The 21,064-nt window shown below is 70.9% G+C and carries 22 protein-coding genes and 1 pseudogene; 13 read left to right on the top strand and 10 right to left on the bottom strand.

Annotated elements, in window-relative coordinates:
- The first annotated feature begins 172 nt into the window (after positions 1 to 172).
- Positions 173 to 655 carry an Lrp/AsnC family transcriptional regulator gene (locus tag ACWDA7_RS17705; RefSeq protein WP_359390724.1) on the top strand — a complete coding sequence of 161 codons (483 nt, stop codon included), beginning with the start codon at positions 173 to 175 and terminating at the stop codon, positions 653 to 655.
- Between the two features lie 21 nt (positions 656 to 676).
- Here ACWDA7_RS17705 and ACWDA7_RS17700 read toward each other — a convergent pair whose 3' ends face one another.
- Together ACWDA7_RS17700 and ACWDA7_RS17695 are read right to left on the bottom strand one after the other, a co-directional pair.
- Positions 677 to 1,267: a TetR/AcrR family transcriptional regulator gene (locus tag ACWDA7_RS17700; protein ID WP_450605204.1), complete on the bottom strand. Its 591-nt coding sequence runs from the start codon at positions 1,265 to 1,267 to the stop codon at positions 677 to 679.
- Positions 1,264 to 2,778: a 3-hydroxyacyl-CoA dehydrogenase gene (locus tag ACWDA7_RS17695; RefSeq protein ID WP_450605203.1), complete on the bottom strand. Its 1,515-nt coding sequence runs from the start codon at positions 2,776 to 2,778 to the stop codon at positions 1,264 to 1,266. Before ACWDA7_RS17695 ends, ACWDA7_RS17700 begins: the two co-directional genes overlap by 4 nt.
- 148 nt (positions 2,779 to 2,926) lie before the next feature.
- Between ACWDA7_RS17695 and paaN the strand changes: the two genes are divergently transcribed.
- Entirely contained in the window at positions 2,927 to 4,618 is a 1,692-nt protein-coding gene (gene paaN, locus ACWDA7_RS17690) for a phenylacetic acid degradation protein PaaN (protein ID WP_450605202.1), read from the top strand.
- A 7-nt stretch (positions 4,619 to 4,625) separates the two neighbouring features.
- Here paaN and ACWDA7_RS17685 read toward each other — a convergent pair whose 3' ends face one another.
- From ACWDA7_RS17685 to ACWDA7_RS17675, 3 genes are all read right to left on the bottom strand, one after another.
- Positions 4,626 to 5,396, bottom strand: a complete 771-nt coding sequence (locus ACWDA7_RS17685; RefSeq protein ID WP_450605201.1) for a TrmH family RNA methyltransferase — start codon at positions 5,394 to 5,396, stop codon at positions 4,626 to 4,628.
- A 146-nt stretch (positions 5,397 to 5,542) separates the two neighbouring features.
- Positions 5,543 to 6,763, bottom strand: a complete 1,221-nt coding sequence (locus ACWDA7_RS17680) for an HTTM domain-containing protein (RefSeq protein WP_450605200.1) — start codon at positions 6,761 to 6,763, stop codon at positions 5,543 to 5,545.
- Positions 6,763 to 7,641, bottom strand: a complete 879-nt coding sequence (locus ACWDA7_RS17675; protein WP_450605199.1) for a DUF5819 family protein — start codon at positions 7,639 to 7,641, stop codon at positions 6,763 to 6,765. Before ACWDA7_RS17675 ends, ACWDA7_RS17680 begins: the two co-directional genes overlap by 1 nt.
- A 295-nt stretch (positions 7,642 to 7,936) precedes the next feature.
- On the opposite strand from ACWDA7_RS17675, the gene paaA reads away from it, so the two are divergent.
- From paaA to ACWDA7_RS17645, 6 genes are all read left to right on the top strand, one after another.
- Entirely contained in the window at positions 7,937 to 8,932 is a 996-nt protein-coding gene (gene paaA / locus ACWDA7_RS17670) for a 1,2-phenylacetyl-CoA epoxidase subunit PaaA (RefSeq protein WP_450605198.1), read from the top strand.
- On the top strand, positions 8,929 to 9,216 hold the full coding sequence (paaB, locus tag ACWDA7_RS17665) for a 1,2-phenylacetyl-CoA epoxidase subunit PaaB (RefSeq protein ID WP_189695943.1): 288 nt from the start codon (positions 8,929 to 8,931) through the stop codon (positions 9,214 to 9,216). Before paaA ends, paaB begins: the two co-directional genes overlap by 4 nt.
- Complete coding sequence (paaC, locus tag ACWDA7_RS17660) at positions 9,213 to 9,932, top strand: 1,2-phenylacetyl-CoA epoxidase subunit PaaC (protein WP_450605197.1); 720 nt, start codon at positions 9,213 to 9,215, stop codon at positions 9,930 to 9,932. Before paaB ends, paaC begins: the two co-directional genes overlap by 4 nt.
- Positions 9,926 to 10,501 (top strand): 1,2-phenylacetyl-CoA epoxidase subunit PaaD, encoded by a 576-nt coding sequence (paaD, locus tag ACWDA7_RS17655; protein WP_450605196.1) that lies wholly within the window; start codon positions 9,926 to 9,928, stop codon positions 10,499 to 10,501. Before paaC ends, paaD begins: the two co-directional genes overlap by 7 nt.
- Positions 10,501 to 11,565: a 2Fe-2S iron-sulfur cluster-binding protein gene (locus tag ACWDA7_RS17650; protein ID WP_450605195.1), complete on the top strand. Its 1,065-nt coding sequence runs from the start codon at positions 10,501 to 10,503 to the stop codon at positions 11,563 to 11,565. Before paaD ends, ACWDA7_RS17650 begins: the two co-directional genes overlap by 1 nt.
- A 202-nt stretch (positions 11,566 to 11,767) precedes the next feature.
- A complete protein-coding gene (locus ACWDA7_RS17645; protein WP_450605194.1) occupies positions 11,768 to 12,907 on the top strand; it encodes an acyl-CoA dehydrogenase family protein in 1,140 nt (379 codons plus the stop codon).
- 38 nt (positions 12,908 to 12,945) lie between these two features.
- On the opposite strand, the gene ACWDA7_RS17640 is transcribed toward ACWDA7_RS17645, so the two are convergent.
- The 3 genes from ACWDA7_RS17640 to ACWDA7_RS17630 form a co-directional block, all read right to left on the bottom strand.
- Positions 12,946 to 13,275, bottom strand: coding sequence for a rhodanese-like domain-containing protein (locus ACWDA7_RS17640; RefSeq protein WP_450605236.1), 330 nt, complete (start codon positions 13,273 to 13,275; stop codon positions 12,946 to 12,948).
- Positions 13,276 to 13,433: 158 nt separating this feature from the next.
- On the bottom strand, positions 13,434 to 14,405 hold the full coding sequence (locus ACWDA7_RS17635; protein WP_450605193.1) for a J domain-containing protein: 972 nt from the start codon (positions 14,403 to 14,405) through the stop codon (positions 13,434 to 13,436).
- 134 nt (positions 14,406 to 14,539) lie between these two features.
- Complete coding sequence (locus ACWDA7_RS17630; RefSeq protein WP_450605192.1) at positions 14,540 to 15,970, bottom strand: DUF2252 domain-containing protein; 1,431 nt, start codon at positions 15,968 to 15,970, stop codon at positions 14,540 to 14,542.
- A 596-nt stretch (positions 15,971 to 16,566) separates the two neighbouring features.
- Between ACWDA7_RS17630 and ACWDA7_RS17625 the strand changes: the two genes are divergently transcribed.
- From ACWDA7_RS17625 to ACWDA7_RS17605, 5 genes and pseudogenes are all read left to right on the top strand, one after another.
- Complete coding sequence (locus ACWDA7_RS17625; protein ID WP_450605191.1) at positions 16,567 to 17,670, top strand: Dyp-type peroxidase; 1,104 nt, start codon at positions 16,567 to 16,569, stop codon at positions 17,668 to 17,670.
- 5 nt (positions 17,671 to 17,675) lie between these two features.
- Complete coding sequence (locus tag ACWDA7_RS17620) at positions 17,676 to 18,515, top strand: family 1 encapsulin nanocompartment shell protein (RefSeq protein WP_450605190.1); 840 nt, start codon at positions 17,676 to 17,678, stop codon at positions 18,513 to 18,515.
- A complete protein-coding gene (locus tag ACWDA7_RS17615; RefSeq protein ID WP_450605189.1) occupies positions 18,512 to 18,730 on the top strand; it encodes an NAD(P)-binding domain-containing protein in 219 nt (72 codons plus the stop codon). Before ACWDA7_RS17620 ends, ACWDA7_RS17615 begins: the two co-directional genes overlap by 4 nt.
- A pseudogene (locus ACWDA7_RS17610) lies at positions 18,646 to 19,209 on the top strand (lactate/malate family dehydrogenase); the annotation flags it as partial. The gene ACWDA7_RS17615 and the pseudogene ACWDA7_RS17610, both read left to right, overlap by 85 nt.
- 109 nt (positions 19,210 to 19,318) lie before the next feature.
- Entirely contained in the window at positions 19,319 to 19,459 is a 141-nt protein-coding gene (locus ACWDA7_RS17605) for a hypothetical protein (RefSeq protein ID WP_450605188.1), read from the top strand.
- 35 nt (positions 19,460 to 19,494) lie between these two features.
- On the opposite strand, the gene ACWDA7_RS17600 is transcribed toward ACWDA7_RS17605, so the two are convergent.
- Together ACWDA7_RS17600 and ACWDA7_RS17595 are read right to left on the bottom strand one after the other, a co-directional pair.
- On the bottom strand, positions 19,495 to 20,199 hold the full coding sequence (locus tag ACWDA7_RS17600; RefSeq protein ID WP_450605187.1) for a DUF1275 family protein: 705 nt from the start codon (positions 20,197 to 20,199) through the stop codon (positions 19,495 to 19,497).
- 195 nt (positions 20,200 to 20,394) lie between these two features.
- Positions 20,395 to 20,886: a lipocalin-like domain-containing protein gene (locus tag ACWDA7_RS17595; RefSeq protein ID WP_450605186.1), complete on the bottom strand. Its 492-nt coding sequence runs from the start codon at positions 20,884 to 20,886 to the stop codon at positions 20,395 to 20,397.
- Between the last annotated feature and the right edge of the window lie 178 nt (positions 20,887 to 21,064).

The following is a 21,064-nucleotide window of genomic DNA, read 5'->3' as shown; positions in this document are numbered from 1 at the left end:
GGAGCGGCTTCAGACGCGCCACGGGAGTGATGCGCCTCACCTACCGATTGTTCGGTCGTCGGCACATTTTGGCTACAGGCGCCTTCAGGCTGTGGACAAACGGTTCTCCACAACCTGAGATATACGCAGTACGTCCATGGTAGGGAGGCGCGGGCGCATGGCACCTGAACAAATGGCTGAGCCGCCGGAGCACGGCCCCGCTCAGCCGCCGCGCCCGCTCGACGCCATCGACCGGGACATCCTGCAGATCCTCCAGTCGGACGGCCGTGCGTCCATACGGGCGGTCGCCGAGCGGGTCCATGTCTCCCGCGCCAACGCCTACGCGCGGATCAACCGGCTCATGGACGACGGCGTGATCCGCGGTTTCGGCGCCCGGGTGAACCACGAACGCGCCGGCCACGGCACGTCGGCGTACATCACCCTGAAGATCGTCCAGAACTCCTGGCGCACGGTCCGCGAGCAGCTGCGCCTGCTCCCCGGCTCATCCCATATCGCCCTGGTCGGCGGGGACTTCGACGTACTGCTGCTGGTCCACACCCCCGACAACCGGGCCCTGCGCGAGCTGGTCCTGACCCGGCTCCAGGCGATCCCCGAGGTGCTCAGCACGCGCACGCTGCTGGTCTTCGAGGAGGAGGATCTGGAACCGGAGGGCTGACCCTCAGGGCGCCACTCGGCCTCAGCGCTCCTGGCGCAGCCCCGAGAAGACCAACTGCACGACCGCGTCGGCGACCTCCCGCTCGCCCATGCCACGCCCGTCGGGCCGGTACCACTCCACGATCGAGTTGATCATCCCGAAGACCAGCCGCGTCGCGAGCCGCACCTCCACGTCGCCGCGCACATCCCCGTCGGCCGCCGCGGCCTTCAGCAGCTCGGCGACCCGGTGGTCGAACTCGCGGCGCCGCTCCAGCGCCCACCGCTCCGTGCCGGTGTTGCCTCGCACTCGCAGCAGCAGCGTCACATACGGCAGTTCGGCGGTCAGCACCTCGACCATGCGCCGTACGACGTACTCGAGCCGCTCCACGGCACGCCCCACGCGTGCGTGCTCCTCGTCGAGGATCCCGAACAGGCCGTCCAGCGCCCGGCTGACGGCGCGGCGCAGCAGCTCTTCCTTGCCCGCCACATGGTGGTAGATCGACGACTTGGAGATACCGGCCGCCTTGGAGAGGTGCTCCATCGAGGTGCCGTCGTAGCCGCGCTCGTTGAAGACCTGCACGGCGACGGAGAGCAGGCTCTCCGGGGTGTACGTGTCACGCCTCGCGGTGGTCATGAGGTGCCCTCCCGCCTCTCGGATGCGTACGCGTGGCGGTACAGCGCGAGGGACGGGGCGTACCGCCCGGAGGGGTCGCGCATGTGCAGGTCGTCCAGCAGGTCGTAGGCCCAGCTGCGCCCGAGCCCGCGGCTCCACTCGAAGGGGCCCAGAGGGTAGTTGACGCCGAGGCGCATCGCGGTGTCGATGTCCTCCTCGGTGGCCACGCCCTTGGCGACCGCGTCGTGCGCCAGGTCGACGATCCGCGCCACCGTACGAGCGACGATCATGCCGGGTACGTCCCCGATGAGGCTGACGTCCTTGCCGAGCGCCTGGAACAGCCCGGTGGCCTCGGCGAGGGTCTGCGCGGAGGTGTCCTGGGAGGCGGACAGGGCGATCCGGGTCGCCCTGCGGTAGTCGAGCGCCAGGTCGAAGTAGACGACGTCACGGAACTCGACGGAGGTCTGCCCGTCGGCGAGGACCAGCTGGCCGCCACTGGGCAGGACCAGACGGGTGCCGTGGTCCTCTTCGTCCTCGCGGACACCGATGCCGGCCTCGCGTATCAGGGCGAGCAGTTCGCCGGCGGGTCCCAGGTCGCCTTCCGCGACGACGTACGCGGGGGGGCGCTCCTTCTCCGCGGTGTGCGGTTCGGACTGCTCGGCGCCGTCCGCATAGTCGTACCAGCCGTGGCCGCTCTTGCGTCCGAGCCTCCCCGACTCGACCAGCCTGCGCTGGGCGAGCGAGGGCGTGAAGCGCACGTCCTGGAAGAAGGACTCCCACACCGAGCGGGTGACCGATTCGTTGACGTCCTGGCCGATGAGGTCGGTCAGTTCGAAGGCGCCCATCCGGAATCCGCCGGACTCGCGCAGGACCGCGTCGATGGTGGCCGGATCGGCGGCCTGCGCCTCGTAGACCGCGAACGCCTCCGCGTAGAAGGGCCGCGCGATGCGGTTGACGATGAAACCGGGGGTGTCCGCGCAGGCTACCGGGGTCTTGCCCCAGGCCCGGGCCGTCTCGTACGCGCGCGTGGCCGAGGTGACGTCGGTGGCGAACCCGGAGACGACCTCCACCAGCGGCATCAGCGGGGCGGGGTTGAAGAAGTGCAGGCCGACGAGACGGCCCGCGTTGCGCAGGGCGCCGCCGATGGCGGTCACGGACAGGGACGAGGTGTTGGTGGCGAGCAGGCAGTCGTCGCCGACGACGTCCTCCAGGTCCCGGAACAGCTGCTGCTTGACCTCCAGGCGCTCGAGGACCGCCTCGACGACGAGCGAGCAGCCCGCCAGCTCCTCCAGGCTTCCGGCGGCCAGCAGACGGGCGCGGGCCTCGTCCCGATCGGCTGCGGTGAGCCGGTCCTTCTCGACGAGCCGGTCGAGGCGGCCACCGATCGCTGCCACCGCTTCGTGGGCGCGGCCGGGGACGGCGTCGTACAGCCGCACCGGATGGCCCGCTACCAGCGCGACCTGGGCGATGCCCTGGCCCATGGTGCCGGTGCCCACGACGGCCATGGGGCTGCTGAGGTCGAGTGCTGTCATGTGCGCGATCCTCCCGCACGGGGTTTTCCACAGATACGGCGGTCCCCCTTGTACCGACCGATCGTTCGGTTACTCTAACTCTGTCCGCCTGTTCCTGCCCAGCTCATAAGCTCAAGGAAGAGCTCGAGAGACGAGGAGTTGGTCCCGCATGGCCGCCGAACTCACCGCGCACCAGCTGATCGCCCAGCACCGGCCCACCCTCGACCAGGCGCTGGAATCCATCCGCACACGCGCGTACTGGTCCCCGCACCCCGAGCACCCGAAGGCCTACGGAGAGAACGGCAGCCTGGACGCCGCGGCCGGCAAGGCCGCCTTCGACGCCCTCCTCGGCACCCGCCTCGACCTCGGCCAGCCGGGCACGGACGACTGGACGGGCGGGGAGACGTCCCCCTACGGGATCGAGCTGGGCGTCACCTACCCCCACGCGGACATCGACGTGCTGCTGCCCGCCATGCGCGCGGGCCAGCGGGCGTGGCGCGACGCCGGCGCGGAGATGCGCGCGGTGGTGTGCCTGGAGATCCTCAAGCGCATCAGCGACCGGACGCACGAGTTCGCGCACGCGGTCATGCACACCAGCGGCCAGGCCTTCATGATGGCGTTCCAGGCGGGCGGCCCGCACGCCCAGGACCGCGGCCTGGAGGCCGTGGCGTACGCGTACGTGGAGCAGGTCCGCACCCCGGACACCGCGGAGTGGACCAAGCCGCAGGGCAAGCGGGACCCGCTGGCGCTCACCAAGACGTTCAAGCCGGTCCCGCGCGGCATCGCGATGGTCATCGGCTGCAACACCTTCCCGACGTGGAACGGCTACCCGGGCCTGTTCGCGTCCCTGGCCACGGGCAACGCGGTCCTGGTCAAGCCCCACCCGCGCGCGGTGCTGCCGCTCGCACTCACCGTCCAGGTGGCCCGTCAGGTGCTGGCCGAGGCGGGCTTCGACCCGAACCTGGTGGCGCTGACCGCCGAGCACCCCGGCGAAGGCATCGCCAAGACGCTCGCCGTGCGCCCGGAGATCCGGATCATCGACTACACGGGCTCGACCTCGTTCGGCGACTGGCTGGAGGCCAACGCCCGCCAGGCGCAGGTCTACACGGAGAAGGCCGGCGTCAACACCGTGGTCGTGGAGTCGACGGACGACTACAAGGGGATGCTGTCGAACCTGGCGTTCTCCCTCTCCCTCTACAGCGGCCAGATGTGCACCACCCCGCAGAACCTGCTGATCCCGCGGGACGGCATCTCCACCGACGAGGGCCCGAAGTCCTACGACGAGGTGGTCGCCGATCTCGCGCGGTCGGTCGACGGCCTGCTGGGCGACGACGCCCGGGCGAACGCACTGCTCGGCGCGATCGTGAACCCCGACGTCAAGGCACGTCTGGAGGCGGCGGCCGGCCTGGGCGAGGTCGCCCTGGCCTCCCGGGAGATCACCAACCCCGACTTCCCGGGAGCGGTCGTCCGGACACCGGTCGTGGTCAAGCTCGACGGCGCCAAGCCGGACGCCGAGGCCGCCTACATGAGCGAGTGCTTCGGCCCGGTCTCCTTCGCGGTCGCGGTGGATTCGGCGGCTGACGCGGTGGACCTGCTGCGGCGGACGATCCGGGACAAGGGTGCGATGACCGTCGGCGCCTACACCACCTCCGAGGAGGTCGAGCAGGCCGTCGAGGAGGCCTGCCTGGAGGAGTGCGCTCAGCTCTCCCTGAACCTGACCGGCGGGGTGTACGTCAACCAGACGGCCGCGTTCTCCGACTTCCATGGCTCGGGCGGCAACGCGGCGGCCAACGCCGCCCTGTGCGACGGAGCGTTCGTGGCGAACCGCTTCCGTGTGGTGGAGGTGCGCCGGGAGGCGTAGGACCGGCTCAAGCGGGTGCGCCCCCGGCGGCGCTCCAGTGGTACAGCGTCATGGCCACGCTGGTCGCGAGGTTGTAGCTGGAGACCTGGGGGCGCATCGGCAGGGACACCAGGTGGTCCGTGCGGTCGCGGAGTTCGGCGGACAGACCGGTGCGCTCGGAGCCGAACGCGAGGACGGCGTCGTCGGGGAGCTTCAGTCCGCGGATGTCCTCGCCCTCCGGGTCCAGTGCGAAGAGCGGGCCCGGCGGCAGTTCGGCCACGGACAGCCGCTCCACGACGGTCGCGAAGTGCAGCCCGGCCCCGCCGCGGACCACCGTGGGATGCCAGGGGTCCAGGGTGCCGGTCGTGACCACTCCGGTCGCGCCGAAACCGGCCGCGAGGCGGATCACCGCTCCCGCGTTGCCCAGGTTGCGCGGGTTGTCGAGGACGACGACGGGGGCGCGGCGGGGCGTGCGCCGCAGCGTCTCCAGGTTGGCCTCGCGTGCGGGGCGCACGGCGAGAGCGGCCACGCCGGTGGGGTGCGGGCGCGGCACCAGCGCCTGGTAGGTGTCCTCGGGGACTTCCACCAGGAGGGCGTCCAGGGTGTCGCGTACGTCGGGGGCGAGCTCGTCGGCCAAGGAGAGTGCGGCCTGCCGGTCGGTGGTGACGGCCACCGGCACGCGTGCGTGGAAACGCACCGCGTGCTTGAGCGCGTGGAACCCGTCGAGCAGGACGCAGGCGTCGGCGAGCCTGCGCCAGGTGCTCAGCGGGTCGGTGGTGCCGGAGGCCGGATCCGTCATGCCCCGCAGCCTACGTGCGACGCGGGCCGGGAAGCTCTCGGCGTCGAGGGCTTGGGCATCCGCGGGGGCACGAGCGGCAAGGACAGCACAGGCGGCTGGTTTCCGGCCTGTATCAGGCAAGACCCGTCGGGCTCAGGACAGGACGCTTACGCCGGCGTGCCGGCATGTGTGTGCTCGGGCGCCTCGTCGGCGTGCTGCCGCAGGCGCGGCCCGGGCAGGGAGGACCGGACACGGTGCCGAGCGAGCCGTCGACGCCCGCGCGCCGCCCATGCGCCCAGCCGCCGCAAGAAGGGCGTCGGCAGGAACACGGCATCGGCGGCGATCATCGCCAGCGAGAAGAACGGCAGCCCGAGGACCACGGCGATCACCGCGTGCTCGGTCATCATGAACGCCAGCAGGACGTTCTTGACGCGCCGGTTGAGCAGGGTGAAGGGGAAGGCGACCTGCGCGGCGACCGTCCCGTACGTCACCAGCAGCACCAGCACACCGGACGAGGACAGCAGGTCGGACAGTGCGGGCCAGGGTGAGAAGTAGTCGAGGTGAAGCGGGTAGTGGACCGCGGTGCCGTCCTGCCAGCGGGAGCCCTGGATCTTGTACCAGCCGGCAGTCGAGTAGATCAGACAGGCCTCGGCCATGATCACGAGCAGGGCCGCGTTGTGGACGAGATTGGCGACGATGTCCAGCAGCATGCGGGGCTCCGAGTGCGGGGCGCGCCTCTCGACGCACCACCACAGCCCCTGCACCGCCCACAACCCCCAGAACACGACGAGCCACCCGATGTCCAGCCAGCCAGCGCCCGTCGCGAGGGCCAGCGCGAGGCCGAGCACGGCCCACAGCGCGGGTCCCGTCCGGTCCGGCCGCGGCAGCTCGCCAAGCGCGTGTGCGGCGCGGGCGCGCCGCGCGCGCCGTTCGTCCAGCGACCACAGCTGCCCGCAGCGGGTGAACACCAGGTAGATCGCCATCAGGTGGATGACGTTGTCGCCGCCGTCGCCCATGAAGACGCTGCGGTTCTGCAGCGAGAGCACGCCGACCATGAACAGTACCGACATGGCGCGGGTGTGCCAGCCGAGCAGCAGCAGGGCGCTGGAGAGCACGGCGAGGGCGTACACGGTCTCGAACCACGCCTGGCTGTCGGACCACATAAGAATCGTGAAGGCGTGGTTGTTCGCGATGAGTTGCCGGGCCAGGTTCCAGCTCCACGGGCCGTCGGGTCCGTACATCTCCTGACGGTGCGGGAACTCGCGCAGCAGGAACAGCAGCCAGGTGGCGGCGAAGCCGATGCGGACGATCGCGGTCTGGTACGGACCAAGGGCGGCCTCGGTGACGCGGCCGATGCCACGCGAGAGGGACAGCGCGAAGCGGCTCATCAGGCGTTCACCCCCGTCCATTCGGCGGCCGACAGCGACCACCAGGGCAGCTCACGGTAGTCGGGTGCGGTGGGGACCTTCTCGTCGCTCCACTTGGGAGGGGGCACGTTGGTGGTGCGGGAGCGGACCTGGACGCGTTCGACGGCCTCGCCGCGGCCGGCCGCGTGCTCACGGCCGAGGCGCAGCGCGACCACGCGGCGCAGATAGTCCTCCGCCAGCGCACCGCGCAGGCCCGCGGGGCGGTTCTGGGCGTCGTGCGAGGCGACGTAGAAGTCCCAGGCGCGACGCAGTTCGTTCTGCTGGGTGTGGCTCGGCAGCGGATTGCCGTCGATGGCGGCGCCGTCGAGCGCCGACAGGTCGTACCAGCCGGTCGTCCGCTCGCCGCCGTCACCGGTGCGTACGTCCGCGCGGACCTGGACGTCGATGTTCTGCTGCAGCGGGTTGGGGGCGAACAGCTTCCAGTTCTGTTCGAACTCGGGGTAGATCCATTCGTCGATCGCCGTGCCGTGTTTCTTGGTGACGGTGTTCGCCGGCGCGACGTGCAGGAACACCATCCCGATATGCACACAGGCGGCGACGGCGACGACCGCGAGCGCCAGTACGGCGGCGATCTGATAGGGCAGGGAGAGGGCGGTCAGGCCCGTGCGGGCGGCGGGCGCCTCACCGTCGCCGGGACCGGTGGGGAGTGTGGCCTCGGGCTCGACCAGGGCCGGCGCCTCGGGGAGGGGGCCGTCCGTGCCGGACCACTCCGGGGCCTGCGTCGGCGCCGGGTCCTCGAATACGTCCCTGGCGGCGCGCTCGGGCAGGTGGGACACCGGGTCGTCGGAACCGCCGGGCTGCTCCCGCCCGGCGTCCGGTCCCTTGTCGTACGTGTCCATCCCGCCCCGTCTCCCGAGCCTCGCGCCCCGGTGCCGTGCCTTGCCGCCGATCCGGTCCACCGGCCGCCGCTCTGCCGTGGGCCGTCCGGGCCGTATCACCCGGTCGCAGCACAGCGCGCCGTGCGCACCGAACGGTACTCAGCCCCGCCCGTCCCGCACAGCCCGATGGGCCCAGCGGCCGGACGGCGGCCCGGAGGTTGTCCACAGCGATTGACACCCTACGGCGCCTCGACCGACCATTGAATCGACCGGACCGAACGATCGGTCGGGAGACGGAGTGGTCGAGGGGGTCCGCATGGCGACAGCAGCAGCCCACCGGATGGCCGGCTCGGGTGGCACGGAGCCGGACACGACGGCCTACCAGGCCGTCTTCGACGCCACCGTCGCCGCCGACGAGCGCATCGAGCCGCGCGACTGGATGCCCGACGCCTACCGGGCCACCCTCGTCCGGCAGATCGCCCAGCACGCGCACTCCGAGATCATCGGCATGCAGCCCGAGGCCAACTGGATCACCCGCGCGCCCTCACTGCGGCGCAAGGCGATCCTGATAGCCAAGGTCCAGGACGAAGCGGGCCACGGGCTGTACCTGTACAGCGCCGCGGAGACACTTGGCACCGGCCGCGACGAGCTTCTGGACAAACTGCACTCGGGCCGCCAGAAGTATTCGTCGATCTTCAACTACCCCACGCTGACCTGGGCGGACGTCGGCGCCATCGGCTGGCTGGTGGACGGCGCCGCGATCACCAACCAGGTGCCTCTGTGCCGCTGCTCCTACGGGCCCTACGCCCGCGCCATGGTCCGCATCTGCAAGGAGGAGTCCTTCCACCAGCGCCAGGGGTACGAACTGCTGCTCGCCCTAAGCCGGGGCACGCCGGAGCAGCATGCGATGGCGCAGGACGCGGTGGACCGCTGGTGGTGGCCCTCCCTGATGATGTTCGGCCCGCCCGACGAGGAGTCGGCGCACTCCGCGCAGTCGATGGAGTGGAAGATCAAGCGGCACTCCAACGACGAGCTGCGCCAGCGTTTCGTGGACATCTGCGTGCCCCAGGCCGAATCACTCGCCCTCACCCTCCCCGACCCCGAGCTCAGGTGGAACGAGGAGCGGGGGCACTACGACTTCGGCCCCATCGACTGGACGGAGTTCCGGGAGGTCCTCAAGGGCAACGGCCCCTGCAACGAGCAGCGCATCACACAGCGCGGGCAGGCGCACGACGAAGGCGCATGGGTACGGGAAGCGGCCGCGGCCCACGCGGCAAAGCACCACAGTGTGACAGGAGCGACGCAGGCATGACGAACACCGACTGGCCCCTGTGGGAGGTCTTCGTGCGCTCCCGCCGCGGCCTCTCGCACACCCACGCCGGAAGCCTGCACGCCCCGGACGCGGAACTCGCCCTGCGCAACGCGCGTGACCTGTACACCCGGCGCGGCGAAGGCGTCTCCATCTGGGTCGTCCCGTCGTCCGCCGTCACGGCGTCCTCACCCGACGAGAAGGACCCCTTCTTCGAGCCGGCCGCCGACAAGCCGTACCGGCACCCCACGTTCTACGAGATCCCGGAGGGGGTGAAGCACCTGTGACCGTCACCGTGCGCACCGCGGCCGCCCTGGCCCTCGGCGACGACGCCCTGGTGCTCTCGCACCGCCTGGGGGAGTGGGCCGGTCACGCGCCGGTACTCGAGGAAGAGGTCGCCCTCGCCAACATCGCCCTCGACCTGCTCGGCCAGGCCCGAGTGCTGCTGTCGATGGCGGGCGACGAGGACGAGCTTGCCTACCTCCGCGAGGAGCGCGCCTTCCGCAACCTCCAGCTGGTGGAGCAGCCCAACGGCGACTTCGCGCACACCATCGCCCGGCAGCTGTACTTCTCCACCTACCAGCGGCTCCTCTACACCCAGCTTGCCTGCGGCACAGGCGAGTTCGCGGGCCTCGCGGCCAAGGCCGTCAAAGAGGTCGCCTACCACCAGGACCACGCCGAGCAGTGGACCCTGAGGCTCGGCGACGGCACGGACATCAGCCATGAGCGGATGCGGCGCGCGTGCGAGGCGCTGTGGCGGTTCACAGGGGAGATGTTCCAGCCGATCAAAGGTGTGGACGCCGACTGGACGGCCATGCGGGAAGCCTGGCTGAGCTCGGTGGGCGACGTCCTGCGCCGGGCCACCCTGGAGATTCCCGAGGGACCGCAGTCCGGGGCGTGGACAGCGGGCGCGGGACGGCAGGGCCTGCACACCGAGCCTTTCGGGCGGATGCTCGCCGAGATGCAGCATCTGCACCGCAGCCATCCGGGGGCGTCATGGTGACGACCACGGCCCTCGAAGAGGAACTGCGCCGACTCGCCGGCTCCGTCCCCGACCCGGAGCTGCCCGTACTCACCCTGGAGGAGCTCGGCGTCCTGCGCTCGGTCCATGCCCACGGCACGGACTCCGTGGAGGTCGAGCTGACCCCCACCTACACCGGATGCCCCGCGATCGAGGCGATGTCCCTGGACATAGAGCGGGTACTGCACGAGCACGGCGTACGCGACGTCGTCGTGCGCACAGTGCTCACCCCCGCCTGGTCGACGGACGACATCACCGAGGAAGGCCGCCGCAAACTGCACCAGTGCGGGATAGCGCCCCCGCGCACCCGGCACCAGGAGACGTCCTGCCCGGTCGCAGTGCAGCTGGGGCCCACGCGGACGGCCACCGACCCCGGCGGAGCGGACGCGACGCACGCACTCACCGCCTCCCGCAAGGACGAGCCCGTGCGCTGCCCGTCCTGCGGGTCCGCCGAGACCGAGCTGCTAAGCCGGTTCTCCTCCACCGCGTGCAAGGCCCTGCGCCGCTGCCTGGCCTGCCGCGAGCCGTTCGACCACTTCAAGGAGCTGTGATGGCCCGGTTCCACGCGCTCCCGGTGGCCGCGATCGACCAGCTCACCGACGACTCCGTGGCGCTGACCCTCACCGTGCCGCCCGCACTGCGCGAGGAGTTCCGGTACGCACCCGGCCAGCACCTGGCCCTGCGCCGCACCGTCGACGGCACGGAGGTCCGGCGCACCTACTCGATCTGCTCCCCCGCCCCCGCACCGGACGCCGAGGGCCCCAGCACCCTGCGCGTCGGGGTACGGCTGGTCGACGGCGGAGCCTTCTCCACCTACGCGCTCAAGGAGATCACCGTCGGCGACGAGCTGGAGGTGATGACCCCGGCGGGCCGGTTCACACTGGTGCCCGCACCCGGTATGTACGCCGCGGTGGTGGGTGGCAGCGGGATCACACCCGTGCTGTCGATCGTCGCGACGCTGCTGGCGCGAGAACCCCAGGCGCGGTTCTGCCTCATACGCAGCGACCGGACGTCCGCCTCGACGATGTTCCTGGAGGAGGTCGCCGACATCAAGGACCGCTTTCCAGACCGGTTCCAGTTGGCCACCGTGCTCTCCCGGGAGGAGCAGCAGGCAGGACTGCCGTCCGGACGGCTCGATCGGGAGCGGCTGTCCGGGCTGCTGCCGGCACTGCTCTCCGTGGACAAGGTCGCGGGGTGGTTCCTGTGCGGACCCTTGGGACTGGTGCAGTCGGCGGAGCGGGCGCTGCGCGGGCTCGGCGTCCCGCGGACGCGCATCCATGAGGAGATCTTCCATGTGGACGACGGAACCCCCGCCGGGCCGTCCGTACCGGCTCCGGCGCACAGCACGGTGACCGCGCGGCTCGACGGGCGCGGCGGGACCTGGCCCGTCCAGGACGGCGAGTCGCTCCTGGAGACGGTGCTGCGCAACCGCCCCGACGCGCCCTACGCGTGCAAGGGCGGCGTGTGCGGGACCTGCCGGGCCTTCCTGGTCTCGGGGAAGGTACGCATGGACCGCAACTTCGCGCTGGAGCCGGAGGAGACGGACGCGGGATACGTGCTGGCCTGCCAGTCGCATCCGGTCACCGAAGCGGTGGAGCTCGACTTCGACCGGTGAGCTGCGCCGATTCCGGCTCCTGCGTCGAGGTCGGCGCCGGTGCCGGAGTCGGTGGGGACGGCCGGCGGCCACAGACGGCCGGACAGAACGACAACTGACGGTCATCCTGTCCGGGCTCTCGCCGACCGGCCGTTCCCTTCTTCTAGAACCTGTTCTATCTTGACGCTCCGTCAGATCAGCGGATCCGCCAGGAGGACAAGCCATGGACTTCACCTTCAGCGAGGAGCAGCAGGCGGCACTCGAGGCGGCGAAAGCCGTGTTCGCCGCAGTCGCGCCGGACGCGGTGCCCACCCCCGCGCTCAGCCCCGGCACCGTGGCCGACGACTTCGACCGAGCACTATGGGCGCGGCTCGCAACCGCGGACCTGCTGAGCCTGCTGCTGGACGAACAGTACGGCGGGGCCGGCCTCGACCCGATCGCGCTCTGCCTGGTGCTCCGGGAATCGGCCAAGGTACTGGCACGCGTACCACTGCTGGAAAACACAGCCGCGACCACGGTCATCCAGGCCCACGGCAGCCCCGAACTCAAAGAAGAGCTGCTCGCACGGGCAGGTCGCGGAGAACAGGTACTCACCGTCGCCGCACACGGCCGCACCGGCCACGACCCTGCCGAACTCTCGGTGATCGCACGGCGGGACACAGACGGTACCTGGACGCTGGACGGCATGCAGACGGCGGTGCCCTGGGCATACAACGCCGACAGCATCCTCGTACCCGCGCACACCGACGACTCGGGCCTCACCGTCCTCGCCCTGGTACCCAGGGTGCACGAGGGCGTCGTCCTTGCCGAGCAGTTCTCCACCAGTGGAGAACGGCTCGCGGAACTGCGGCTCGAGTCGGCGCGGATCACGGGGCGCCACGTACTCGACGCCGAGGGAGCCTGGGACCAGCTGCGCCTGCTGCTCACCACCGGCACCTGCGCACTCGCACTCGGCCTCGGCGAACGCGTACTGGAGATGACGAGCGAGTACACCGGCAAGCGGGAGCAGTTCGGCCACCCCATCGCCACGTTCCAGGCGGTCGCCGTCCAGGCAGCCGACCGGTACATCGACCTGCGGGCCATGGAGGCCACACTCTGGCAGGCAGCCTGGCGCATCGGCTCTGGAGCGGCCGGCGCACTACCGGCAGCCGGGGATGTGGCGGTGGCGAAGATCTGGGCCTCGGAAGGCGTACGCCGGGTGGTGCAGACGGCGCAGCATCTGCACGGAGGCTTCGGCGCCGACGTCGACTACCCGCTGCACCGCTACCACGCCTGGGCCAAGCACCTCGAACTCTCGCTCGGCCCCGCCGCGGCCCACGAAGAGACACTGGGCGACCTGCTGGCGGCACACCCACTGGGATGAGCACCCGGCCCGCTCCCGGGCGGGCCCCGCGTCCCGTACTACAGCACGAAGCCCGACTCGCCCTTGGCGTCCACGACAGGACGGCCGGAGGCGGCCCAGACCTGCATACCGCCCTCGACGTTCACGGCGTCGACGCCCTGCTGGACCAGGTACATCGCGACCTGGGCCGAACGCCCACCGGAGCGGCAGATCACATGGATCCGGCCGTCCTGCGGCGCCGCCTCCGTGAACTCGCCATAGCGCGCCACGAACTCACTGATGGGAATGTGCAACGCCCCAGCGGCATGACCCGCCTGCCACTCGTCGTCCTCGCGGACGTCCAGCAGGAAGTCGCCGTCCTTGAGGTCCGTGACCCCGACCGTGGGCACACCAGCTCCGAAATGCATACTCCGACGCTACCCGACCGAAGCACGGACCTGGGCCCCCGCCCCTGAGGGCTGCCGTGCACGGGCGGCTGGACGACAGGGGACCGGTGAGCAGTACGCCGTCCCCCTGACCCGCGCCACCGCAGACGGCGAGCACGGACTCAGCCGCGCAGTGCCACCAGCTCGGCTTCCTTCTCCGCCACCTGGGCCAGCAGCTGCTCCGCGATGTCCTCGAGAAGACCGTCAGGGTCGTCTGGGGCCAGCCGGAGCATCGAGCCGATCGCGCTCTCCTCCAGTTCCTGGGCCACCAGCGTGAGCATGTCCTTGCGCTGGGCAAGCCACTCTAGGCGGGCGTAGAGCTCCTCGCTGCGGCTCGGCCTGCGCTCCTTCGGGACCGGCCCGGCGGCCCACTCCGCGGACAGCTCCCGCAGCAGGGCCTCGTCGCCGCGGGCGTAGGCGACATTAACCCGGGCGATGAACTCGTCGCGCCGCGTGCGCTCCTCCTCGTCCTGAGCGAGGTCGGGGTGGGCCTTGCGGGCGAGCTCCCGGTACAGCTTGCGGGCCTCCTCGCTGGGGCGGACACGCTGCGGAGGCCGCACGGGACGGTCCGTGAGCATGGCCTGGGCCTCCGGGAACAGTCCGTCGGAGTCCATCCAGCCGTGGAACAGCTCCTCGACGCCCGGCATCGGCATGACCCGGGCGCGTGCTTCGTCAGCGAGGCGTATGTCCTCGGCGTCGCCGGTCCGGGCGGCCCGCGCCTCGGCGATATCCGCCTCCAGTTCGTCGAGGCGGGCGTACATCGGGCCCAGCTTCTGGTGGTGCAGCCGGGAGAAGTTCTCGACCTCGACGCGGAAGGTCTCCACGGCGATCTCGTACTCGATCAACGCCTGCTCGGCGGCCCGCACGGCCCGCTCCAGCCGATCCTCGGGCCGCGCCCCGCCGACCGGGCCGTCCGGGCCCTCGCCGGTCCCCGGACCGTCTGTCCCCGGACCTTCTGCCCCGGAGCCCGCGTCTTCGCCGGACCCGGCACCGTCTACTCCCATGGCCGCACCTTCGCCGGACCCGGGACCTTCGGCAACCGGTTCCTCGGCGGCGGACACGGACTCGCTCTGCTCGGCTTCGGGCGTCGTCACCGGACCAGCCTAAGACACGTACGCGGCACCGTTCTTCCGGTCGGGCGTGGGGGCTGGTGGGGGACGGGGGTGGGTGCGGGGGCGGACTCGGGGCAAGTCGGGGAGATCGGGGGGCCTCCCCGCTCCCGCCCCCATCAGACCCCCATCTCCCCGGCAATCCGCCCCCCACGCACCGCAGCCACCAGTTCCGCGTGGTCCGCCTCCGTACGGTCCGCGTAGGACACGGCGAACGTGGCTATCGCCTCGTCCAGCTCGTCGTTCTTTCCGCAGTAGCCCGAGATCAGGCGCGGGTCGGCGCTGTGCGCGTGGGCACGGGCCAGCAGCGCTCCGGTCATGCGGGCGTAGTCGTCTATCTGGTTGGGAGCCAGGGCGGCGGGGTCGACGCTGCCCTTGCGGTTGCGGAACTGCCGTACCTGGTAGGGACGTCCGTCGACCGACGTCCAGCCCAGCAGGATGTCGCTGACCACCTGCATGCGCTTCTGGCCGAGGACGACCCGGCGGCCCTCGTGCTCCACGTGCGGCACCGGGTGGCCGGCCGTGGCCAGGTGGGGGAGCAGAGCGGACGGACGCGCCTCCTTGACCTGCAGGATCAGCGGCTCGCCGCGGTGGTCGAGCAGCAGTACCACATAGGAGCGCGTGCCCACGCTGCCTGTGCCGACCACGCGGAACGCCACATCGTGCACCGCGTACCGGGCCAGCAGCGGAAGGCGGTCCTCGGACAGCGTAGTCAGATACTGCCCCAGCGACGCCGCGACCGCCGCCGCCTCGGCGTCCGGTATGCGGCGCAGCACTGGCGGTGCGTCCACGAAGTGGCGACCGCCGCCCTCGACCGGTTCCGTGGACTTCGCCGCGAAGCGTCCGCTCGTGTTGTTCCGTGCCTTCTCCGAGACCCGCTCCAGCGTGCCGAGCAGGTCGTGGGCGTCTGTGTGGGAGACGAGCTCCTCGTCGGCGATCGCGTTCCAGGCGTCCAGGACCGGGAGCCTGGCCAGCAGGCGCATGGTGCGCCGGTACGCGCCCACGGTGTCGCGCGCCGCCTGACGGCATGTGTCCTCGTCGGCTGCCGCCTCACGGCTGGCGAGGACCAGCGATGTGGCGAGGCGCTTGAGGTCCCACTCCCAGGGGCCGTGCACCGTCTCGTCGAAGTCGTTCAGGTCGATGACCAGGCCGCCGCGCGCGTCCCCGTACAGGCCGAAGTTGGCCGCGTGGGCGTCGCCGCAGATCTGGGCGTTGATGCCGGTGCTCGGCGTGCGTGCGAGGTCGTGGGCCATGAGGCCGGCCGAGCCGCGCAGGAACGCGAAGGGGGAGGCCGCCATCCTGCCGACGCGTATCGGCGTGAGTTCGGGGATCCGGCCGTGGTTGGACTCCTCGACCGCGGTGACCGCGTCCGGGCGGTCGCCGTCCACCGGCAGCTCGGCGTGCGACCGTCGCCGCACCCGGGCGCGCAGGGCCTTGCCCTCCTCCTTGGGGGAGTCTGCGACCGGCCACCGCGCGAAGCCCCGCACCGAAGGGATCCTGGGCGTCTGCCGCGGCACTGCCGTTTCGATCCCTGCACCGACCTCGGTCATGCCGACCGCCTCCCCCGCTGTCCACGCAGCCGTACGAACATCAACTGCGGATGACCGTACAGCGGGTCGTCGAGAGGCGTCAGACCCTGTGGATAAGTCCGCGATGATGGAAAACGGGGTGGGAACAGAGATGGAGGCGGTGGTGAAGGCGCCCCCTCATCTGGGCCGAACCCCCGCTCGCCTCCGAGCAGCCCGCGTGACGGGACCGCCGGGCTACGACCATGCACCCCGTCGGTTTCGTACGGACCAGGAACAGAAGGCACTGGACTCGGGCCGGCTGGGCCGTGAGGGTCGCGGGTCGTACCCACCGCCCACGGCGGCAACAGGCAGGCAGCAGACAGCTACACGACCGGAAGGCCACTCCACGGCGATCTTTCGCGTCCCGAACCGCCGTCCCACCGTGCTCACGCTCCGTCATGGGCCTCGGTGGCAGACCTGTTGGGGCCGCCCTATGGTGAGAGAACGTTTCCCGTCACCGCCGCACCGCCCGGCACACCGTGAGCAGCCGGACCGGTACGCAGCCCCCGGGGCGTGGCGGCGGCTCAAAGGGCGTGGACGCCCACCTTCCCTCGTGCCCCGGGAAAGGGGTGTGGCTCGTGGCCGAACGCTCCGAGGAACCGGTCCCCCAGTCGGTGCTCTCCCCGTTGACGGCTGCCGCCATCTTCCTCGTGATGACCGTCGATCGCGGCGGTGAGCCGGTCGTCCGCTCTCTGCTGTCCGACATGAACGGTCTGCAGCGTGCCGTCGGCTTCCGTGCCACGGCCGAGGGCAGGCTGAGTTGTGTCACGGGTATCGGATCCGATGCGTGGGACCGTCTGTTCTCGGGTCCGCGCCCGGCGGAGCTGCACCCCTTCCGCGAACTCGCCGGACCCCTGCACCGCGCCGTGTCCACGCCGGGTGACCTGCTCTTCCACATCCGGGCCGCACGACTGGATCTGTGCTTCGCGCTGGCCGCAGAGATCATGGAGCGTCTCCGTGGCGCCGTGACGATGCGCGACGAGGTGCATGGTTTCAAGTACTTCGACGTACGGGACCTGCTCGGCTTCGTCGACGGGACGGAGAACCCGGTGGGTCCGGCGGCGAGCGCGGCCGTCCTGGTCGGCGACGAGGATCCCCCCTTCACGGGCGGAAGCTACGTGATCGTGCAGAAGTACATCCACGATCTCCAGGCGTGGAACGCCCTCCCGGTGGAGGCGCAGGAGATGGTGATCGGACGCCGGAAGCTGTCCGACATCGAACTGGACGACGAGATCAAACCGGCCGACTCGCATGTCGCGCTCACCACGCTCGAGGACCCGGACGGTACGAAACACGAGATCCTGCGTGACAACATGCCCTTCGGCGCCGTCGGCAAGGGCGAGTTCGGCACCTACTTCATCGGGTACGCCCGTACCCCCGCGGTGACGGAGACCATGCTGGAGCGCATGTTCCTCGGCGCGCCGCCCGCGTCCCACGACCGGATCCTGGACTTCTCCACCCCGGTCACCGGATCGCTGTTCCACGTGCCCACCAGCGATTTCCTCGACGACCTTCCCGACCCACCCGATGCAAGCGCGTCCGCAGCCGGAACCGAGGCCGAACTCGAAGCCCCTCCCCCAGCCGACGCCGATGGCACCCGTACTACGACCGGCTCGATGCCCCTCGCGCACGTGGCGGCTCCGGACGATTCCCTCGGGATCGGTGACCTGAAGGGCAGTTGACGCCGATGAACAACCTTCACCGCGAACTGGCGCCCATCTCCGCCGCCGCCTGGGCGGACCTGGAGGAGGAGGCGCGGCGTACATTCAGGCGCCATGTGGCGGCCCGCCGGATCGTCGACGTGCCCGAGCCCGAAGGCCTGGAGCTGTCCGGCGTGGGCACCGGTCATCTGCAGACCGTCGATGCCCCCGCCGAGGGGGTCCTGGCCCGTACCCGCCTGTACCAGCCCGTCGTGGAACTCCGTGTTCCGTTCACCGTCGACCGGCAGCAGGTCGACGACGTCGCACGCGGAGCCAAGGACGCAGACTGGCAACCGGTGAAGGACGCCGCCCGGCGGATCGCGTACGCCGAGGACCGGGCCGTGTTCGAAGGCTATGCCTCCGCCGGCATCGCAGGTCTGCGCGCGAGCTCCTCCAACCCGGTCCTGACCCTGCCCGCTGAGGTGCGCGCCTACCCCGACGCCGTCAGCCAGGCCATGAGCGCGCTGCGGCTGGCGGGCGTGGGCGGCGCTTACACCCTGGCGCTGAGCGCCGAGGCGTACACCGCCGTCAGTGAGACCTCCGACTACGGCTACCCGGTCATCAACCACATCGCCAGGCTCCTGGACGGCGACATCGTGTGGGCGCCCGCCATCGACGGGGCCTTTCTGGTGTCCACCCGGGGCGGCGACTTCGAACTGCGCATCGGCCAGGACCTGTCGATCGGGTACCTGTCGCACGACGACAGCACCGTGCAGCTGTACTTCCAGGAGACGCTCACCTTCCTGGCCTACACGAGCGAGGCGGTCGTGGCCCTTGAGCCGCCGTCACCGCCGCCGGGCCACCCGGAAGGAGAGGTGGTGCGATGAAGGTCGGAGCCATCGGCGTGGGCGCGGTCGGATCCGCCACCATGCTGTCGCTGGTCGAACGCGGCGGCACGTGCCGGGAGATCGTGGTGATCGACCGGGACAGCGCGCGGGCGGCCGGAGTCGCGCCGACATGCGGTACGCCACACCGCTGTCCCCCACGGTCGATGTGCGCTGCGGAGGCTACGACGACCTGGCGGACGCCGCTGTCGTCGTGATCACCGCGGGGGTGAACGAGAAGGCCGGCGGTGCAACCGATCGCTCCGACCCACAGGGCCGGCTGCGGCTGCTGGAGACCAACGCCAAGGTGTACGCGGACATCGTCGCGAAGGTCGTCGCCGTCGCGCCGCAGGCGGTGCTGATGGTGGTCACCGATCCGCCCGATCCGCTGGCGGACCTCACACTGCAACTGGCCGGACACGACCGGGTGTTCTTCACGGGCACGCTGATCGACAGCCTGCGGTTCCGTGTCCAGCTCGCCGACCGGCTCAAGGCCCGGCCACGCGATGTGCAGGCCCTGGTGGTGGGCGAGCACGGCACCTCGCAGGTGCTGCTGTGGTCCTCGGCGACGGTCGGCGGCATCCCCGTCACCGATCTGCTCGCCGAGACCGGCAGGTCCCTGGAGGAGGTGCGCAAGGAGGTCGAGAACGACATCCCGTACGCCAACATCGCCATCATCGAGGGCACGGGGCCAGCCAGTACGGCATCGGAGCCGTCTCCGCCCGGCTCGTCGAGGCCGTCCTGCGCGACGAACGCGCGGTGCTGCCGGTCGCCGCCCGCTCCTCCGCCACGACGTCACCCTGTCGTTGTCCAGCGTGCTGGGTGCGGGCGGTGTCCAGCAGATGTACGAGCCTGCGATGACGCCCGAGGAGCACGAGGCCCTGGCCCACAGCATCGAGGTCCTGCGGGAGTCCGCCAGGCGCGCCATCGCCGCCGGTACGGCCTGAGCGCCCTATTCGGCCACGGCACGCCACGTCGCGATTCAGGCCCCGCGACGGGCCCGGATCAGGGGCCCGCGGGCGATGAGGGCGGCTGCGGTGACGAGTACGAAGGGGAGGACGCCGGCCCATTCCGGCGCGGTCCGCCGCAGCGCCATGGTGGCCGCCGCGCCCACGATCAGACCCAAGAGCCGGAGGGGGACCCACCGGTTGGGGGGCGCCGAGGCGCTGCCGACGCCGCGCACGATGTAGGTGGCGAGCGTGCCGGTCAGATAGGTGGTCGGAGCGGCCGCCCGCCCGGCCGCCACCATGGCCGCGGCCTGTACGCCCATCGTCAGGGCGGCGCCGCACTGCAGCACGTGCCGCAACATGATGCTCGGCGCGCCACCGACCGCGGCCCAGACCCCCGCGCCGACAGCGAGCAGAACCGCCTCACCGACCAGGCAGACCATCACGCGCGGCGGCCAGTGGGTGGCGATACCCGTGGCGCCCCGGGTGACCCAGGCGGCCAGCACGGCGCCCACGCCGAAGCCCGCCAAGGCCAGCAGGGCCGCATTCACACCTGCGCTGCGCGACTCACCGATCGCCATCCCGAGCAGCGCCAGGTTGCTCGTCATGACACCGGCGAAGACCCGGTCCAGGGCGGTGAACGAGATGGCCTCCACCGCGCCGGAAGCGGTCACGAGCAGCACCACGGCGATCCGCAGTACCCGGTCCGGCTCGCCCCCCGCCTCCACATGGGCGCCCATGCCAGCTCCTCCCGACAGCAGTCACCCACAGTAATATGACGATCTGCGACCGGTGACGAACCGCGCCGGACAGCCCACGGGCTGGACACCGCCCCTGCACGGTGGCCTGGGGGCCGGCCTCGTCGAAGTTGCGGCCCCCGCAGCCCCCGCCGGGCGGACAAGACGCCCTCGCCGTGAGAGACGCCGCTACCTGGGTCAGCTCACTCTCCGCCACGTGAGTTCGGCTGTGCGGTCCGCGCCCCACAGACGGGTGGGGGTGGCAAGGCTCAGCTTCAGGAACTCGCCTTCGAAGCCGACTCTTCTGATTTGGGGCCGTCCGACCCAGTTCGGGAAGAGGCCGGTGGTGACCTGGTGCTCGACGGTCGTCGGATCGACGACGGTGAAGGGGCCTCCGTAGGCGACGTAGGTCATCGCTGCCTGGGCCAGTTCATCCGCCGTGGCTTCTTCGAGACGATCGGATCCCGTGCGCGGGCGATCACTGCGGCACAGCTGGGCGGACATGTAACCCTCGGGGGTGTAGACGATCAGCCCGTGCGGCTGGGGGCCGAGGGGGTCGATGACCTGGCCGTCCGTGTCTGTCGCGGTGTACGACACGAGTTCCCACGCGCCCAGCAGTTTCCTGCGTACGTCTTCGCAGGCCGCGGGTTCGCGGCTTGCCGCCGCTTGGTCCTTGGTTGTCATTGACATGCGGCTTTCATCCATGGGTTCGTCATTCAGCTCCTTTGCGCGCGGCCGTCCGTGGCGACGGTGCGCGCCAGGGTCAGGGGGAAGAGCAGGGGCCGCGGTGAGGCGAAGGGGGCCCCTGTGAGGCGAGGGCGGTGGGCGTCAGTCGCGGGTGAGTTCGCCGTCGACGAGGCGCCACAGG

The sequence above is a fragment of the Streptomyces sp. NPDC001156 genome (genome assembly GCF_053598275.1).
The sequence above is the reverse complement of the archived record's forward strand: the minus strand, read 5'-3'. Positions and strand labels throughout refer to the sequence as shown.

Bases quoted from the DNA above. Each gene is read 5' to 3' on its own strand.
- ACWDA7_RS17705 (WP_359390724.1), top strand. From the start codon at position 173: ATGGCTGAGCCGCCGGAGCACGGCCCCGCTCAGCCGCCGCGCCCGCTC.
- ACWDA7_RS17700 (WP_450605204.1), bottom strand. From the start codon at position 1,267: ATGACCACCGCGAGGCGTGACACGTACACCCCGGAGAGCCTGCTCTCC.
- ACWDA7_RS17695 (WP_450605203.1), bottom strand. From the start codon at position 2,778: ATGACAGCACTCGACCTCAGCAGCCCCATGGCCGTCGTGGGCACCGGC.
- paaN (WP_450605202.1), top strand. From the start codon at position 2,927: ATGGCCGCCGAACTCACCGCGCACCAGCTGATCGCCCAGCACCGGCCC.
- ACWDA7_RS17685 (WP_450605201.1), bottom strand. From the start codon at position 5,396: ATGACGGATCCGGCCTCCGGCACCACCGACCCGCTGAGCACCTGGCGC.
- ACWDA7_RS17680 (WP_450605200.1), bottom strand. From the start codon at position 6,763: ATGAGCCGCTTCGCGCTGTCCCTCTCGCGTGGCATCGGCCGCGTCACC.
- ACWDA7_RS17675 (WP_450605199.1), bottom strand. From the start codon at position 7,641: ATGGACACGTACGACAAGGGACCGGACGCCGGGCGGGAGCAGCCCGGC.
- paaA (WP_450605198.1), top strand. From the start codon at position 7,937: ATGGCGACAGCAGCAGCCCACCGGATGGCCGGCTCGGGTGGCACGGAG.
- paaB (WP_189695943.1), top strand. From the start codon at position 8,929: ATGACGAACACCGACTGGCCCCTGTGGGAGGTCTTCGTGCGCTCCCGC.
- paaD (WP_450605196.1), top strand. From the start codon at position 9,926: ATGGTGACGACCACGGCCCTCGAAGAGGAACTGCGCCGACTCGCCGGC.
- ACWDA7_RS17650 (WP_450605195.1), top strand. From the start codon at position 10,501: ATGGCCCGGTTCCACGCGCTCCCGGTGGCCGCGATCGACCAGCTCACC.
- ACWDA7_RS17645 (WP_450605194.1), top strand. From the start codon at position 11,768: ATGGACTTCACCTTCAGCGAGGAGCAGCAGGCGGCACTCGAGGCGGCG.
- ACWDA7_RS17630 (WP_450605192.1), bottom strand. From the start codon at position 15,970: ATGACCGAGGTCGGTGCAGGGATCGAAACGGCAGTGCCGCGGCAGACG.
- ACWDA7_RS17620 (WP_450605190.1), top strand. From the start codon at position 17,676: ATGAACAACCTTCACCGCGAACTGGCGCCCATCTCCGCCGCCGCCTGG.
- ACWDA7_RS17615 (WP_450605189.1), top strand. From the start codon at position 18,512: ATGAAGGTCGGAGCCATCGGCGTGGGCGCGGTCGGATCCGCCACCATG.
- ACWDA7_RS17600 (WP_450605187.1), bottom strand. From the start codon at position 20,199: ATGGGCGCCCATGTGGAGGCGGGGGGCGAGCCGGACCGGGTACTGCGG.
- ACWDA7_RS17595 (WP_450605186.1), bottom strand. From the start codon at position 20,886: ATGTCAATGACAACCAAGGACCAAGCGGCGGCAAGCCGCGAACCCGCG.